Here is a 16,351-nt window from a genome sequence, read left to right on the forward strand (position 1 = left end):
TTACAGGAGATATTCGTTCAGTTTCCAAACATCAGTAAGTCTGTTGATAACATTCATTATAGTTTTCGGCTGCGATGTGCCAACCGAAGTCTTGCTGCATGGCTTGCTTACGGATGCTGCTCCAAGTACGCGATCCCCATAGGTTGGCAGCCTGATTCAGGGCATTGGATAAGGCTTCCGATGAAACTTCTTCAAAAACAAATCCGGTGGCAGTTTTGTTTTTGATGCTGGCGTTATCGCTATCGACCACTGTGTCTGCCAGACCGCCGGTTTTGCGTACTAACGGCAGGGTGCCGTATTTCAGGCCATAAAGTTGGGTAAGGCCGCAGGGCTCGAAGCGGCTGGGAACCAAAATAATATCGGCTGCTGCAATCAGGCGGTGGGAAAGTTCTTCGTCGTAGCCGATGTGTACGGCTACTTGATTGGGGTAGGCGGCAGCAAGCGTCTTAAATGCTTGCTCGATACCGGGTACACCGCTGCCGAGCAAAATGAATTGCAATGGTGCGCCTTCGGCCAGTTTTCGGTTTAATGCATCCAACAGTAAATCCGCGCCTTTTTGAGAGGTTAGGCGTGAAATCATGGTCAGTAACAAGGTATCGGTATCCACTGGTAAACCGAACTGCTCTTGAATAGCGGTTTTATTGACTTTTTTGCCTTGCATGGCCCGCAGATGATAAGGCTTTTCCAAATGCTTATCGTGTTGCGGGTTCCATACTGCATCATCTACTCCGTTGAGAATGCCGCTGAGCCGGCCTTCAGAGTGACGGGTTTGCAATAAACCGTGCAAGCCGCAGGCTGCGGGTTCTTGGGTAATTTCCGCTGCATAAGTGGGGCTGACGGTAGTGATATGGTCGGCGTAAAACAGTCCGGCTTTAAGAAATGATAATTGGCCGTTAAACTCCAAACCTTCCACTTGATACATGGAAGATGGCAAATCCAATTCTGCTAAATGTTTGGCTTGAAACATGCCTTGGTAGGCAATGTTATGAATGGTAAAAACACTGCGTACGGGCGACTGCCAATGTTTGAGATAAGCGGGTGCTAATCCGGTCTGCCAATCGTGCGCATGCAGGATTTCCGGTTTGCCCCAGTTCTCGTCCAAGCCGCAGGCAAGGGCAGCCGCCGCCCAGCTTAAAACGCCGAAACGGATAACGTTGTCGCTGTAATCGGTGTAATGGGCATCGTGATAAGGATTGCCTTCGCGGTCGAACAAGTGGGGAGCATCAACCAAATAAAGGCCGATACCGTTGAAATCGGTAAAACGGACGGTGACATAACCGCCAAAGGTGTCGCGCGAGGCAATTTCAATAGTTTCAGGCAATGCTTCGCGTACTTTGCGGTAATAAGGTAACACTACGCGCACATCGTCGCCGCGTTTTTGCTGGGCAAACGGTAGCGCACCTAAGACGTCGGCTAAGCCACCGGTCTTGATTAAGGGATAAAGTTCAGAAGTTGCATGCAGTATTTTCATTACAATCTCCAGATTTGATAATGGTAGCCTAAGGCTTCGTAATTATTATTGTGTTTGGTTATTTTATCGCGTTCAGATAGCTATTTACAGGACAAGCCGGTTTTATTTGAGTATCTGTTTGTATTAGTTGTTATTTTGTTACATAAATTATACCAGTTTACGGTTATTTTTATTACACGGGCCGACGATGATTTAGTCGGCCCGTGTATGGTGCAGACGGTGGTTTATTTGGTTTTTGCCTGTTCCCGTTTTTGTAGCATATCGGGGGTGACCAATACCACTTCGCCACTACTGCTGGTACGGAAGTATTTGGCATCCTCTTGCTGATCAATGCCTATCTGCATACCGTCAGGGATAACGCAGTTGCGTTCGATAATGCAATTTTTGAGATGACAGTTTTTACCGACGGAAACCCCCGGCAATATTACCGCCGAATCGATAACGGAACCTTCGTCCACCGTTACCCGGCCGAACAATACCGAAGAAGTAATTTCGGCATCATTGATGATGCAGCCGCCGCTGACCATCGAATTATCTAAGGTGCGCCGGCTTTTGTTTTTATAGAAAAACTTGGCGGGCATGGATTGGGTGGGCAGGCCGCGAACCGGCCATTGATTGTCAAACAGATTCAGCTGCGGATGCTCGGTTACCAAATCCATGTGGGTGCGCCAGTAGCTGTCGAGGGTACCGACGTCGCGCCAGTAGATGCTGCCTTCGGCATTGCGTCCCATGCACGAGCGCTCGAACGGATGGGCATACAATACACCTTCTTCCAATGCGCGCGGAATCACGTCTTTGCCGAAATCGTGATGGGTGTTTTCGCGGCAGACTTCTCTTTCCAAGGTACTGTAAAGATAGTCGGCATCGAATACGTAAATACCCATGGAGGCCAACGAAGAATCCGGCTTTTCTCGCATGGCGGGGGGATCGGCCGGTTTTTCAACGAATTGTTGCACTTTCAGGTGTTCGTTGACCGCCATGATGCCGAATTGGTCGGCTTCGCTGCGTTTGACTTCGATACAGCCTACCGTGCATTTTGCGCCGCTGTTAATGTGGTCGCGCAACATTTGCATATAGTCCATTTTATAAATATGGTCACCGGCCAGAATGAGCACGTATTTCGGTTTGTAATGCTCTTTCATGATGGTGACATTCTGCCACACGGCATCGGCAGTGCCGCGGTACCACATAGACTCATCTACTTGTTGGCGGGCGGGCAGCATATCGACAAACTGGCCGCGTTCGCGCGGAAGGAACGACCAGGCATGTTGCAGATGTCGAAGCAGCGAGTGGGCTTCGTATTGGGTAATCACGCCGATTTTCAACAAATTGGAATTCAAGCAGTTGGATAAGGTGAAATCAATGATTCGCCAGTTGCCGCCGAAATAGACGGCCGGTTTGGAGCGGCGATCGGTCATTTCATACAACCGGGAACCGCGGCCGCCTGCCAGTATCAACACGAGCGTGTTGTCTGCAATACTGCTGCTGCTTAAATACCGTTTGTTTTCAATTTCTTTTTCGGTAAGGGTTGCCATAAATTTCTCCTTTGCTATTGAGGTCAGGTTTTTTTATGAAAAATCCAAATGCCCATATGACCGACACGGCATTCGGAATGGTTATGTTCGTAATCTTCTGATGGTGCGAGATGGCATTTCCAGCTACCGGTCGGAAGATAGAACATTTGTGTGCTGCGTTTGGCGTTGACCAATAGCAGCCATTCGTCGTCCAATAAAACCTGCATGGCTTTGCTGCTGCGGTTTTCCCAGTGTTTGTGCATTTCCAAACCTTCGGCGGTCATCCAGTGTACCCTGTCGTCCCACCATGCATCTTCGTGCAGCAAGGCAATATCGCGGCGTAAGGCCAATAGTTTTTGAACATAGCTTTCCAATTCGGCATTGCGGGCCCACCAGTCAAGCCAAGTGATGGCGTTGTCTTGACAATAACCGTTGTTGTTGCCGTTTTGGCTGTTGCCGAACTCGTCACCGGACAGCAGCATGGGGGTGCCGTTGGCGAGGAATAGTGATGAGAGCAATGCTTTGCTGGTGTATTCGCGCAACTTTAGAATTTCGGCATTGTCGGTGCCGCCTTCTTCACCGTGGTTCCAACTCAAGTTATGGCTGTGGCCGTCTCGGTTTTGCTCGCCATTGGCTTCATTATGTTTCTCGTTGTAGCTGACCAAATCGCGCAAGGTGAAACCGTCGTGCGAGCAAATAAAATTAATTCCTTCGACAGGGGTGCGGCCGTGGTGACGGAATAGGTCGGACGAGCCGGCCAATCTTTCGGCAAAGGCTCCGAGGTTGCCGCTTTCCTGAACCCAGAAAGCGCGCATGTCGTCGCGGAAACGGTCGTTCCATTCGGCAAACGGCGGCGGAAAATGGCCGACTTGGTAGCCGCCGGGACCGATGTCCCATGGTTCGGCTATCATTTTACGGGTGGCCAGCACCGGGTCTTGGTAAATCGCCTGAAACAATCGTCCGTAGGTATTGAAGCCGGGTTCGCGCCCCAATACTACGGCCAAATCAAAGCGGAAGCCGTCGATGTGGAATTCTTGCACCCAATAACGCAGGCAGTCCATCAGCCAGCGGGTAACGTTACGTTCGGATAATTGCAACGTATTACCGGTACCGCTCCAATTGCTGTATGAGCAATTTGCTTCCTGCCAATACCAGGCCGGATTATCGATACCGCGCTGGCTGAGCATCAGGCCGACACTGCGGTCTTGCTCGGCGGTATGGTTAAATACGATGTCCAGAAACACTTCGATACCGGCAGCGTGAAGGGCGCGTACGGCGCAACGCAATTCGTCGGCGGCGTTTTTGGGGGCTGCCGCATAAGAGGGCTCTACGCTGAAATGCGAATAAGTGTTATAGCCCCAGTAGTTGCTCAAGCCGTTTTGCTGAAGATGGTATTCGTCCAAATGCAGCTGTACGGGCAGTAATTCGACTGCCGTGATGCCCAATTCTTTCAGATAGGCAATGACTTTCGGATCGGCCAAGGCGGCGTAAGTGCCTGCGTGTTCCAAGCCGGGTATTAATTTGGTTAAGCCTTTTACATGGGCTTCGTAAATCACGGTATCCGGCCATGGGATATCGGGAAAACGGTCGTCTTGCCAATCAAATGTGCTGGGTGCGGTTACAACGCTTTTGGGGGCGATGGCTGCGTTGTCGCGCTGGTCATCGTAGCGCAGCCAAGCCAACTCTTCCGGGTTGCAGTAATGCAGTGTGCCGTCTATGTCTCGCGCATAGGGATCGGCCAGTAATTTTTTCGGGTTGAAAAACAGGCCGAGCTCGGGGTAATAACTGCCGTATACGCGGTAGCCGTAACGTTGTCCGGCTTGCAAGCCTTCGACAAAGCCAAAATGGATATGGCGGTCGACATCCGGCAGGGTGAGGCGAGTTTCTTTTCCGTTGTCGTCAAATAGGCAGAGCTCTACTTTTTCTGCGCGTGAGGAGAATAAAGCGAAATTCACGCCGTTGTCTTTTAAAGTGGCGCCCATCGGGTAAGGGCTGCCTTTGCTTATGCTGAATTTTTTATCTTTTCTGGGGTAAAACTTATTCATGTGTTGTGCGGATGGGGTTGGTTCTTTAAGAATAACGGCCGTATCTACAAATAGGTAGGGATTATGCCTGTCTGAAAAACAGCGGTTATTTAAGTTATGGAAATTTTTGGAAAACAACCTGAAACCGGCACGGGCTGTTTTGCAAAAACTTCTTGATGGCAGGTTTTGCTGTTTTTCAGACAGGCATTCTGTGTTGGCAATGCCTGTCTGAAAAAGCAGAAGGTATTATTCCTGTTCTTGATTATCCAGATAGAGGAAAACCGTTGCCAACGGCGGTAAAGTCAGATTAAGCGACTGCGGGCGTCCGTGCGAAAAAATTTCTTCGGTGAATACTTCCGATCCCGAGCTGACGCCGCTGCCCTTGTATTGGCTTTTATCGGAGTTCATCACTTCGCGGTAGGTACCTGCCGCATTCACGCCGATACGGTAGTTTTCACGTACCACAGAGGTGAAGTTGCTGACTACAATCATGCGGTTGCCTTCACGGTCGCGTCGTTCGAAGGCGAATACCGAGTTATTGCCGTCATCGGCCACCAGCCATTCGAATCCATCCGGCCATTGGTCCAATTGATAGAGCGGCGCGTGTTCGCGATAGACATGATTGAGATCGCGCACGAAATCCTGCACGCCTTTGTGCCAGCCGCCGCCGTGTTCTTCTTCCAGCAGGAACCAGTCGAGTGCTTGGTCGTAGTTCCACTCGCGGCCTTGGGCAAATTCGCTGCCCATAAACAGCAGTTTTTTGCCGGGGAAGCCGTACATAAAGCCGTAGTAAGCGCGCAGGTTGGCGAATTTCTGCCAAGCATCGCCGGGCATTTTCGATAACAGCGAGCCTTTGCCGTGCACCACTTCGTCGTGCGACAAGGGCAGAATGAAGTTTTCGCTGTATTGGTAAACCATGCCGAACGTCATCAGGTTGTGATGGTATTTGCGGTTAACCGGGTCTTCCTGCATATAGCGCAAGGTATCGTTCATCCAACCCATATTCCATTTATATTGGAAATTCAGCCCTTCAGCGCGCGTAACATTGGCAAACGAAGTGGATTCTTCGGCAATTTCGGAAGCGGCGGGCACTTCCTGTTGCAACATGGTGTTGGTGTCGCGCAGGAATTTGATGGCTTCCAGATTTTCGCGGCCGCCGTATTGGTTGGGAATCCACTCGCCTTCTTTACGAGAATAATCGCGGTAAATCATCGAGGCGACGGCATCAACACGCAAACCGTCGAAACCGAAACGCTCAATCCAGTAAAGGGCATTGCCTTGCAGGAAGTTTTTCACTTCGGTGCGACCGAAGTTGTAGATCAGCGTGTTCCAATCCTGATGGTAGCCTTCGCGCGGATCGGCATGTTCGTATAAGGGGGTGCCGTCGAAATGGTTAAGGCCGTGGTCATCTACCGGGAAATGGCCGACTACCCAATCGAGGATGACGCTGATACCGGCATCATGCGCGGTTTGGATCAGGTATTGCAACTGTTGGGGCGAACCGAAGCGGCTGGTCGGCGCATAAAGGCCGGTGGCCTGATAACCCCAAGAGCCGTCGAACGGATATTCGGAAATCGGCATGAATTCGATATGGGTAAATCCCATTTCTTTTACATAGTCGACCAACTCTTTGGCCAAATCTTCGTAAGTTATCCAGAAATTGTTTTCCACCCTACGTTTCCACGAACCCAGATGGACTTCGTAAATGCTGATCGGGCTGTCTACCGCATTGGCTTGGCGGCGGAAGGCAGGTTCCGGCATTTTTTCCGGCAAGCCGCGCACCACTGAAGCAGTGGTCGGACGCAGTTCGGAGGCGAAAGCATAAGGATCGGATTTCTGGCGGACATTGCCGTTTGCATCAAGCAATTCGAATTTATACAAGGCATTAAACGGTACTTCGGGGATAAAGATTTCCCAGATGCCGGTAGAGGGGTGGAAGCGCATCATATGACGGCGGCCGTCCCATTGGTTGAATTCGCCGATAACCGATACGCGGCGGGCATTCGGTGCCCACAGGCGGAAGTGCACGCCTTTAACGCCGTCCATTTCCGCGAGGTGTGCACCCAATGTTTCATAAGGACGAAGGTGGCTGCCTTCGCCGAGCAGCCAGGAATCCAAGGGTTGCAGGCCGGAAGTGAAGCGGTAAGGATCTTCGATGCGGTAAGCTTCGCTGCCGGGATGTTGTACCAAAAGTGCATAATCGGGGGTATTGGGCGGCAAAATCACGGCAAAGAAACCGCGTGAATCGGTTTTGTTCATTTCGATAATGACTTCGCCGCTGTTGCGATCGATCACGCTTACTTTTTCCGCATCGGGTTGTATGGTACGGATAACCTCGCCCAAACCGTTGACACGGTGGCGGCCGAGATAGGAGAAGGGGTTGCCGTGGTTGGCAAAGAAAAAGCTATCAACCGTTTGCTGTTCGTCGCGATCGAGCGGGGGATAAGCAGGCGTAGCGGAAGTATTTTTTTTCATATCTATTTCTTTCCTGATTGAGGCAAGTTCTTGGCAGACTTGTGGTTGCGAATCGAATGCGGTTACCGCCACCGGCAGTTTGCGTGCCCAGTTGGGATAACCCGAAGCGATACCGGGGATATTGAAATTGTGGCTGATATTGAGTAGGTTTTCTATCTGGAAGGCATAAAGGCGGCTTTTGCTCTGCATACCGAAAGTATGTACCGCGTGCAGCAACTCGGGCGTCATTTCATGCGGCATTTCACTGTTTTCAGACAGGCATCCCGCTTGTTTCAGTGCGTTAAACAAATCCTGTTTGTTGCGTTCACGCTCGGCTTGCGCTTCCGTTAGCGACAATTCACCGTCGAATACGCCCAGTTCGGCCATGTCGAGCAAATCCTGACCGCGCCAGAAACCGGCCAGCGGTGCGACATCGTGGGTGCTGGTTACCGTAATCGACTGTTCTGGATAGTGTTCGGGCAGGGTATAGCCGTTGCTGTGACGGTTGAAATACAACACGGAATAGGTGAATACCTGGTAGCGGAAGAGGGCTTCGCGCATATTGTCGGGCACCGTTCCCAAGTCTTCGCCGATCACCACGCACTGATGGCGGTGGCTTTCCAGCGCGAGAATCGCCATCATGGCTTCGAGCGGGTAATGTACATATGCACCGTTGGCGGCGTTTTCTCCCAGCACAACCCACCATAAACGGCAAAGTGCCATCACATGATCGATGCGTAAAACACCGTATAAGCGCATGTTTTCGCGCAATAGATCAATAAAGGCGCGAAAGCCGGTCTGTTGTAACGCAACCGGATGCAGCGGCGGCAATTGCCAGTTTTGCCCCAACGGGCCCAAGGGATCGGGCGGAGCACCGATAGAAGCATCGAGGCAGTAATTGCTGCGGTTTTGCCAAGTATCGGCGCTGCCGCGCGACACGCCGACGGCCAAATCACCGTAGATACCGAGGCGTACGCCGGCTTCGGCGGCGGTTTGTTGCACCTTATCCAGTTGTTCGGCGCATAACCATTGCAGCCACATATAAAAGCGCACTTCCCGAGCGTGTTCGACAGCAAAACGGCGCACGGCATCGTGTTCGGGGTCTTGGTAATCTTTTGGCCAACCAAGCCAACCGATTTGTTCGGAAGAGCCAAAATGCTGGTCAATCGCTTCAAACAGCGCAAAGCCGGCCAGTTGGCTGCCTTTTTCTGCTATGAAACGGGCAAACCGATCTCCTTCTGCGCCTGTCGCATCGTTTTGGTGTTCTTCAAAATATTCAAAAGCTTTTTGCAGCGCCTCTTTTTTCAGTGCCCACACTTCGGTGTAATCCACCGTTTCACTGGCCCTTACGGCAGCTAGGCGGCTTTGCACTTTTTTACCGTTAAACCAACGGCGTGCTTTGGGTGAACCGGTGAAAGCACTTATTTGATGCAGATCGAGATAAATCGGATTGAGCCAGATGCGGGAAGAGGGGCTGTACGGACTCGCCATCGCCGGCGAGCGGGTGAATAGTGCATGCAGGGGATTAATGCCGACAAAATCCAAGCCGTTTTGTCCGGCAAAACGCATGGTTTCAGACAGGCATGAAAAATCGCCTATCCCCCAGCTGGTGTCGGAATAAAGGCTGTATAACTGGATCGTTAAGCCGTTGAGGCGGTTGTCGCCGGCGAGAAAAGGGGGGCGGTATACCGTAGGCGGCGCCACGATTAAGAGGCAGCGCCAGACAATGTCCGAATCGTGCAACGAGGCGGTAAGGGTGTAATAACCGTCGGGAAGGGAAGGCAGGCGCAGTGCGAAAGAAGAGGCCTGTCTGAAACCGGATTCGACATTGAGTGCCAAATTCAAACCATTGTCGCCGCTGAGCAGAAATTCTGCTTCGTGCGGCAGGTGATCGGGAGCAAAAAATTCGACCGGCATCTGGTGCGGCAAGACTGCCACCGTATCAAAAGCATCATCAGCCGGCGTTACCGTTGAGAGCAGAGCCACCAATTCGGTTAATACTTCGTCGGAAGTGGGGTGATAGCGGCCATTGATATCATGATAGCCCAGCCCGATTCCCAAATGATTTGCTTGCGTTGAGAGCGTATTATCGGTCATCGTAGAATTCCATTGATTATATTGTCAGACCGGTTGATTTGAGTTTTAGTTTTAAAGAATCAGCCTTGGTAAGCAGTAATATAATATGAAAAACCGTTTTGCTACTAGGCGTTATATTCTAAATTGGTTATCTCGAATGATGGTATTTTGTTATGATGCTGTTTTCAATGGGATTAATTTAATTGTTAATTTTTGTAATCAGTGCAATGAAAAACGGAATATAGAAAAAAACAAAGACTTGGAAAACGAAATCAGACAATTAAACAGGTTTTCAGACAGGCATTATTGTTTGAAGTAAAGGGGTACTCAATGCTGAATCAAACGCAGCGCTACTTTTATAGCGGATTAACTTAACTTTCGCTACGTCGTTGCTGCGCCTTAGCTCGGAGAGAACGATTTTGTAAGCCGCTAAAGCGGCAACAGAATCGGTTCCGTACGACTTGTACTGTCTGCGGTTTGCTGCCTTGTATCGAAAGTTAATTAAATCCGCTATAGTTTATAAAAAGATAATGCCTGTCTGAAAACTTCAGTTCGATTTTCAGACAGGCATACGGAATAAGCCAAAGCCCGATTATGCAGTCGATAATCGGGCATCGGGTTTATTTATTCTCCAGCTTTTGGTTGCCTTGCTCGGCGGGAACACGTGTTTGCAGGTAAGACATCAAGCCGGCAAACACCGTATTGGTTTCAGCATTTAGAAGCATTTGCTTGGCTTGCGGCAATTGCGCCTCGATATTTTCCGGCGGCAGAAGGGAATCCACTGCAATCAATACCGGTACCGGCAAGCCTTCAGCCAGGAAATAAACCGGTTTATTTTCGCTTGGGCGGGCTTTCAGCAAAGATTGATAGGCCTGTGGCGGCAAGTTCTGGCCGGCTTGTGCGGCAGTTAGTTTTTCCTGCGGCGACCATTTTAAATCAACTTTCTCACCGGTTTGCAGGTCAACCAAGGCTTGTTTGGCTTTTTCCTGTGCCATTTTTTCGGCTTGTGTGCGCAGATAATCGAAACGCACCTGTTCTTTAGCCTGTTCGAAAGATTGCTGGCTGGCGGCGCGTACATCGCTGGCGCGTACCACCGCTACCGTATTTTCACTAACGGTAACCGGCTCCGAATTGCGCTTTTTCTTCAGTACATCGTCGCTGAACAAGGCTTTAACAAAATCGGCCGATAATTTTTGTTCCGCCACTTGCGCATCGGCTTCTTTGCGGGTCACCCATTCGTCGATAGAAACGATTTTCAAGCCAAGCTTGTCGGCCGCCTGCTTGAGGCTGTCGGGATGGTCGAATGCGGCGGCGGCCAATTCTTCGCGTGCTTTGGCAAAGCTTTCCTGCGCTTTTTTCATTTTCAAATCGGCTTCCAGCATCGGCCGGTCTTGTTCGAATGAGCCTTTATCCTGAATCTTGTTGAGCTTGATAATTTGGTAGCCGTATTCAGTGGTCAGTACATCGCTGATGTCTCCGGCTTTCTGCATAGCAAATACCTGATCTTCAAAGGCCTTAGGCAAGCCGCCGCCTTGTTGGATCCAACCTAAATTACCATTTTGGGAGGCTGTGGCCGGATCTTGAGAATATTTTTTCGCCAGTTCGCCGAATTTAGCCGGATTGGCTTTGACTTCGGCCAATATCTGTTCTGCTTGCGCTTTATTGGTAGATTGCTCGGCTTCCGTATTGCCTTTCGGAATCAGAATGTGTTGCACTTCACGGCGTGGTTTATTGTTATTGGCAGACTGCTCGAATGCGGTTTTCAATTCTTGCTCGCTGACGGTTTGTTTGGCAGCCAAGTCGGCCAAGGACAGAACGACATATTGGAATTTCACCGCTTCCGGCAACATATAATCGGCTTTTTTCTCATTATAGAAATCTTGCAGGGATTTATCACTGGTATTGATTTGGCCGACAAACTGCTGCGGATTGAAGCTTACCGAGCGCACCATGCGGGCTGATTGGGTTAGTTTGATGAGGTCGGTTGCCTGGCTGTCGGAAATGATATTGCCTTCGCCGCCGAGATTGATCAGGTTGTTCAGCAGCATGTCTTCTTCTGCGTTGGCCACAAATTGGTCTTCGCTTATATTGATTTGTTTTAAATAATCATTGAATTTTTGTTGGCTGAATTTGCCGTTTTCTTGAAAAGCGGGCATGGAAACAATCTGCTGTTTCAATTTTTCTTTTGAAACGCCGATGCCCATCAATTTGGCGCCTTCCAATAAGTAAGCACGTTCTTGCAAGGCTTGCAGAATAGACTGTTCAGTTGCGTTCTGGCTGCCGGAAGCCTGTGCGTTTTGCAGCGCACGCTGAACGTCTTGCACGGTAATCGGGCGCTCGCCGATTTTTACAATGTAGTCGGAAGAGGAGGTGGAAACGGAACTGGCGCCGAAACCGACAAAGGTTAGGGCAATCAGACCCAGCAGGATTTTAGCCGGGCCGCTGAATTTCTCTACGGCTGCAAACATAGGGATAAGTCTTTATTAAGTAAATTAGTTAATCAAACAAACATGCCATTGTAACGTATTTTGCTGCCGGATGCCTGTCTGAAAAGTTATGGCGGACAATAAAGTCTGTAAAGAAGAAAAAGCAGACTTAAAAGTCTGCTTTTTAACGATTCAGAAATTTTAGCGCTTCAGAAAACAGGATTACAGCGCATCTTTCAAAGCTTTGCCGGCGCGGAATTTAGGCGTTTTAGCGGCGGCGATAGTCAAAGGTTCGCCGGTTTTCGGGTTGCGGCCTTGACGTGCGGCACGTTCGCCTACATAGAAGGTTCCGAATCCGACCAAGGTCACGGTATCACCTTTTTTCAAAGCACCTGTTACAGCGTTCATCATACCGTCCAAGGCTTTTGCTGCGGCTGCTTTGGAGATATCGGCTTCTTGAGCAATAGCTTCAATCAATTCAGACTTGTTCACGATTAAGTCCCTTTCTGTATTACTATGGATGGAAACCCCGAAAAATCGGGCTTTTTAAGGTGGAAATTGATACATCACCGACTTTATAACAAGCCTAAAATCGCTGTGTCAAGCGGGAATGCAAGAATAATCGGGCTTTTCAACATTATCTTGCTTCCCGCCGCAGCTTTTACAACACTAAACTACACTTTCTCAGTGCTTGGTTGCTTTTACGCTTGACTTGCCATTGGGGTTCGACAGGGTAGTGCTTGCGGCAGTTCCCTCCGTTATTGCCGGGGTTTTGTCCGACCATGGTTCAGGTTGTCGTTCCAAACCTAAAGAAAGTACTTCGTCTATCCATTTAACCGGATGGATCTGCAAGCCTTCTTTCACATTTTGCGGGATTTCCTCCAAGTCTTTAACGTTATCGTGCGGAATCATCACATGTTGGATGCCGCCGCGCAGCGCTGCCAGCAGTTTTTCCTTCAATCCGCCGATAGGCAATACTTCGCCGCGCAGGGTGATTTCGCCGGTCATCGCCACATCGGCGCGCACGGGAATACCGGTAAAAGCGGAAACCATCGCCAGCGTCATGGCAATACCGGCGCTGGGACCGTCTTTGGGCGTGGCACCTTCCGGTACGTGTACGTGGATATCGTGTTTTTCATAGAAATCCGGCGCAATGCCCAAGCTTTCGGCGCGTGAGCGTACGACGCTCCAAGCAGCGGTAATCGATTCTTGCATGACGTCGCCCAATTTCCCGGTACGCACAATATTGCCTTTGCCTTTGAGGGCAACCGCTTCTACGGTGAGTAATTCGCCGCCGACTTCCGTCCATGCCAAGCCGGTTACTTGGCCGATTCGGTTTTCTTTGCCCGCAACGCCGAAATCAAAGCGGCGTACGCCGAGATAGTCGTGTAATGCTTCCGAGTTGACTACGATGGTATCGTCTTTGACTTTCGATTTTGCTTTGCTTTTCTTCGCAGTCTTGGCCGAATCTTCCGCCAATTGCACGGCCATCACGGCTTTACGGCAGATTTTGGCGATTTCGCGGTCAAGAGAGCGTACACCGGCTTCGCGGGTGTAATAGCGTACGATATCGCGTACCGCACTTTCTTCGATAACCAATTCAGTCGGTTTCACGCCGTTGCGCTTCATTTGTTTCGGCACTAGATACTGCATGGCGATATTGACTTTTTCGTCTTCGGTATAGCCGGAAAGCCGGATGATTTCCATGCGGTCGAGTAATGCCGGCGGGATATCGAGGCTGTTGGAAGTGGCGATAAACATCACGTCGCTCAAATCAAAATCCACTTCGATGAAGTGATCGGCAAAAGTGCTGTTTTGTTCGGGATCGAGCACTTCCAGCAAGGCGCTGGCAGGATCGCCGCGGAAATCGTTGCCGAGCTTATCGATCTCATCGAGCAGGAATAAAGGATTTTTTACACCGGCTTTGATCATGCTTTGAATGATTTTCCCGGGCATTGATCCGATATAAGTACGGCGGTGTCCGCGGATTTCGCTCTCGTCTTTTACGCCGCCCAAAGCCATGCGCACATATTTACGGCCGGTGGCCTTGGCGATGGATTCGCCCAGCGAGGTTTTACCTACCCCCGGAGGGCCTACCAAGCACAAAATAGGGCCTTTTAATTTATCGGTACGCTTTTGAACGGCCAAATATTCCAAAATACGCTCTTTGACTTTATCGAGACCGTAGTGGTCTTCATTGAGCACCAGGTCGGCTTTTGCAATATCTTTGATAACGCGGGATTTTTTCTTCCACGGCAATTCCAACAGGGTATCGATATAATTGCGTACCACGGTGGATTCGGCAGACATGGGCGGCATCATTTTAAGCTTTTTCAATTCAGACAGGGCTTTGTTTTGAGCTTCTTCGCTCATGCCGGCCTGCATGATTTGTGCCTCCAGTGCTTCCAACTCTCCGCGTTCGTCTTCTTCGCCCAATTCTTTTTGAATCGCTTTAACTTGTTCGTTCAGATAGTATTCGCGTTGCGATTTTTCCATCTGGCGTTTTACGCGGCCACGGATGCGTTTTTCCACTTGCAGAATATCCAATTCGGCTTCCAATTGGCCGAGTAGGAATTCCATGCGTTCGGCTACATTGGCGATATCCAGAATGGTTTGACGGAACTCCAGCTTCAGTTGCAGGTGGGCTGCAATGGTATCTACCAAGCGGCTGTGATCGTCTATACCTTGAATGGTGGCCACTACTTCAGCGGGGATTTTTTTATTCAGGCGGGCGAATTGATCGAATTCGTTCAACAGGGCACGCTTGAGCGCTTCCATGTCGCTGCTTTCGGATATTTCGTCTGCCACCACTTCAACTTGGGCAGAAAAATATTCTTCATTTTCTTCCACATGAATGGCTTTTGCACGGTTAATACCTTCAACCAATACTTTTACGGTACCGTCCGGCAGTTTTAATACTTGCAGCACATTGGCGATTGTACCCATTTCGTGTAAATCAGTGACGCCTGGTTCCTCGTCGTTAGGATTACGCTGTGCCAGTAAAAATACCGGTTGGTCGTGCTCGATGGCTGCGTCCAAAGCAGCTATCGATTTGGCACGGCCGACAAACAGCGGTAACACCATATGCGGGTATACCACGACATCGCGCAAAGGCAGCAAGGCTAAGGTGCCATATTCCTCTTTTTTATTTTTAGTAGTCATAATTCGGTCTCTTCATGCTTTATGATTGGTGCATCGGTTCAGCGGGGCTGGGATGCATAGGGATAGCCGGTATGTTGGGCTGGAAAAACATTTTTCAAGACTTGAAAATCCGCCGGGTGCATACATTTGCCCGAACATAGATTCGCGGTATGATTTACGCTAAAATGAATCGTTGGCAAGTGTTTTTCTCGCATAAATCCCATTATTTCGAAATGGTATTTTTCAGACAGGCATTGTATGCTGAAAATGCCTGTCTGAAAAAACGTATAATTTAAATGAAAGTAAGCAATGTCCGATAATGAACAGAAAAGTTTGGTCGAATTTCCTTGTAGCTTCCCGATTAAAATTATGGGTGAAAAGCATCCGGAATTTAGCGACTCAATCTTAGAAGCCGTACGCGAACACGCGCCGGATGCAGACAAAACCAGCTTGGTCGAACGCCACAGCAGCAAAGGCAATTATACCGGGCTGACTTTAACGGTGAATGTAGAAAATCAAGAACAATTGGACAATATTTACCGTGCACTAACTTCCCACCCCAAAGTGAAAGTCGTTCTATAAATCATGAAAACCGTTCAATGGGGGCTGGCAGAATACGGCAGCACTTTCGAAGCGATGAAAGCGTTTAACGAGGCGCGCAACGAAGATACCGAAGACGAACTGTGGATAGTCGAACACCCGCCCGTGTTCACCCAAGGCATGGCGGGGAAGAGCGAACATTTGCTGGTTCGCGACGATATTCCTGTGGTGCAGATTGATCGCGGCGGCCAAATCACCTACCACGGCCCCGGCCAGTTGGTGGTCTATACCATGATCGACTTCAAACGCCGCAAAACCAGTGTCCGCCATATTGTAAGCGCTCTTGAAAACAGCATTATCGCCACGTTGGCCGAATACGGCATCGACGCTGCCGCCGATCCCAAGCGCCCCGGTGTGTATGTAAACGGGCGCAAAATCGCCTCTTTGGGGTTACGGATTAAAAACGGTTCGGTTTATCATGGATTAGCATTAAATATAGATATGGATTTAACCCCGTTTACCCACATTAATCCCTGCGGCTACGCAGGCATGGAAATGACGCAGATGGCTGATTTTCTCAAGCCTTGCCCGCCGCTTGCCGAAGTAGCCGGAAAACTGGCCGCCCATTTGCAGAAAAAGCTGGAAACGCCTGCGTAAAAGGCTGTCTGAAAGACATTTTTTGAATGTAAAACAGCAGTTTGGCAA

9 protein-coding genes are annotated in these 16,351 nt (G+C 49.8%); 2 read left to right on the forward strand and 7 right to left on the reverse strand.

Annotated features, from left to right (window positions below; translation table 11 throughout):
- Positions 1 to 31: 31 nt before the first annotated feature.
- The 7 genes from glgA to lon form a co-directional block, all read right to left on the reverse strand.
- Positions 32 to 1,471 carry a glycogen synthase GlgA gene (glgA, locus tag Q4C79_RS03065; RefSeq protein ID WP_303089565.1) on the reverse strand — a complete coding sequence of 480 codons (1,440 nt, stop codon included), beginning with the start codon at positions 1,469 to 1,471 and terminating at the stop codon, positions 32 to 34.
- Positions 1,472 to 1,695: 224 nt separating this feature from the next.
- Positions 1,696 to 3,006: a glucose-1-phosphate adenylyltransferase gene (gene glgC, locus Q4C79_RS03070; RefSeq protein WP_303089566.1), complete on the reverse strand. Its 1,311-nt coding sequence runs from the start codon at positions 3,004 to 3,006 to the stop codon at positions 1,696 to 1,698.
- Positions 3,007 to 3,029: 23 nt separating this feature from the next.
- The gene (gene glgX / locus Q4C79_RS03075; protein ID WP_303089567.1) at positions 3,030 to 5,030 is read right to left on the reverse strand and encodes a glycogen debranching protein GlgX; all 2,001 of its coding nucleotides are present in this window, start codon (positions 5,028 to 5,030) and stop codon (positions 3,030 to 3,032) included.
- Positions 5,031 to 5,255: 225 nt separating this feature from the next.
- Complete coding sequence (gene glgB, locus Q4C79_RS03080; protein WP_303089568.1) at positions 5,256 to 9,560, reverse strand: 1,4-alpha-glucan branching protein GlgB; 4,305 nt, start codon at positions 9,558 to 9,560, stop codon at positions 5,256 to 5,258.
- Positions 9,561 to 10,159: 599 nt separating this feature from the next.
- On the reverse strand, positions 10,160 to 12,007 hold the full coding sequence (locus Q4C79_RS03085; protein ID WP_303089569.1) for a SurA N-terminal domain-containing protein: 1,848 nt from the start codon (positions 12,005 to 12,007) through the stop codon (positions 10,160 to 10,162).
- Between the two features lie 180 nt (positions 12,008 to 12,187).
- Positions 12,188 to 12,457, reverse strand: coding sequence for an HU family DNA-binding protein (locus Q4C79_RS03090; RefSeq protein ID WP_303089570.1), 270 nt, complete (start codon positions 12,455 to 12,457; stop codon positions 12,188 to 12,190).
- Positions 12,458 to 12,649: 192 nt separating this feature from the next.
- A complete protein-coding gene (gene lon, locus Q4C79_RS03095; RefSeq protein WP_303089571.1) occupies positions 12,650 to 15,127 on the reverse strand; it encodes an endopeptidase La in 2,478 nt (825 codons plus the stop codon).
- 288 nt (positions 15,128 to 15,415) lie between these two features.
- On the opposite strand from lon, the gene Q4C79_RS03100 reads away from it, so the two are divergent.
- Both Q4C79_RS03100 and lipB read left to right on the forward strand, forming a co-directional pair.
- Positions 15,416 to 15,688, forward strand: a complete 273-nt coding sequence (locus tag Q4C79_RS03100) for a YbeD family protein (RefSeq protein WP_303089572.1) — start codon at positions 15,416 to 15,418, stop codon at positions 15,686 to 15,688.
- A 3-nt stretch (positions 15,689 to 15,691) separates the two neighbouring features.
- Complete coding sequence (lipB, locus tag Q4C79_RS03105; protein ID WP_303089573.1) at positions 15,692 to 16,303, forward strand: lipoyl(octanoyl) transferase LipB; 612 nt, start codon at positions 15,692 to 15,694, stop codon at positions 16,301 to 16,303.
- Positions 16,304 to 16,351 lie beyond the last annotated feature (48 nt).

It is taken from the genome of Neisseria sp., assembly GCF_030523955.1.
Classification (GTDB): Bacteria; Pseudomonadota; Gammaproteobacteria; order Burkholderiales; family Neisseriaceae; genus Neisseria.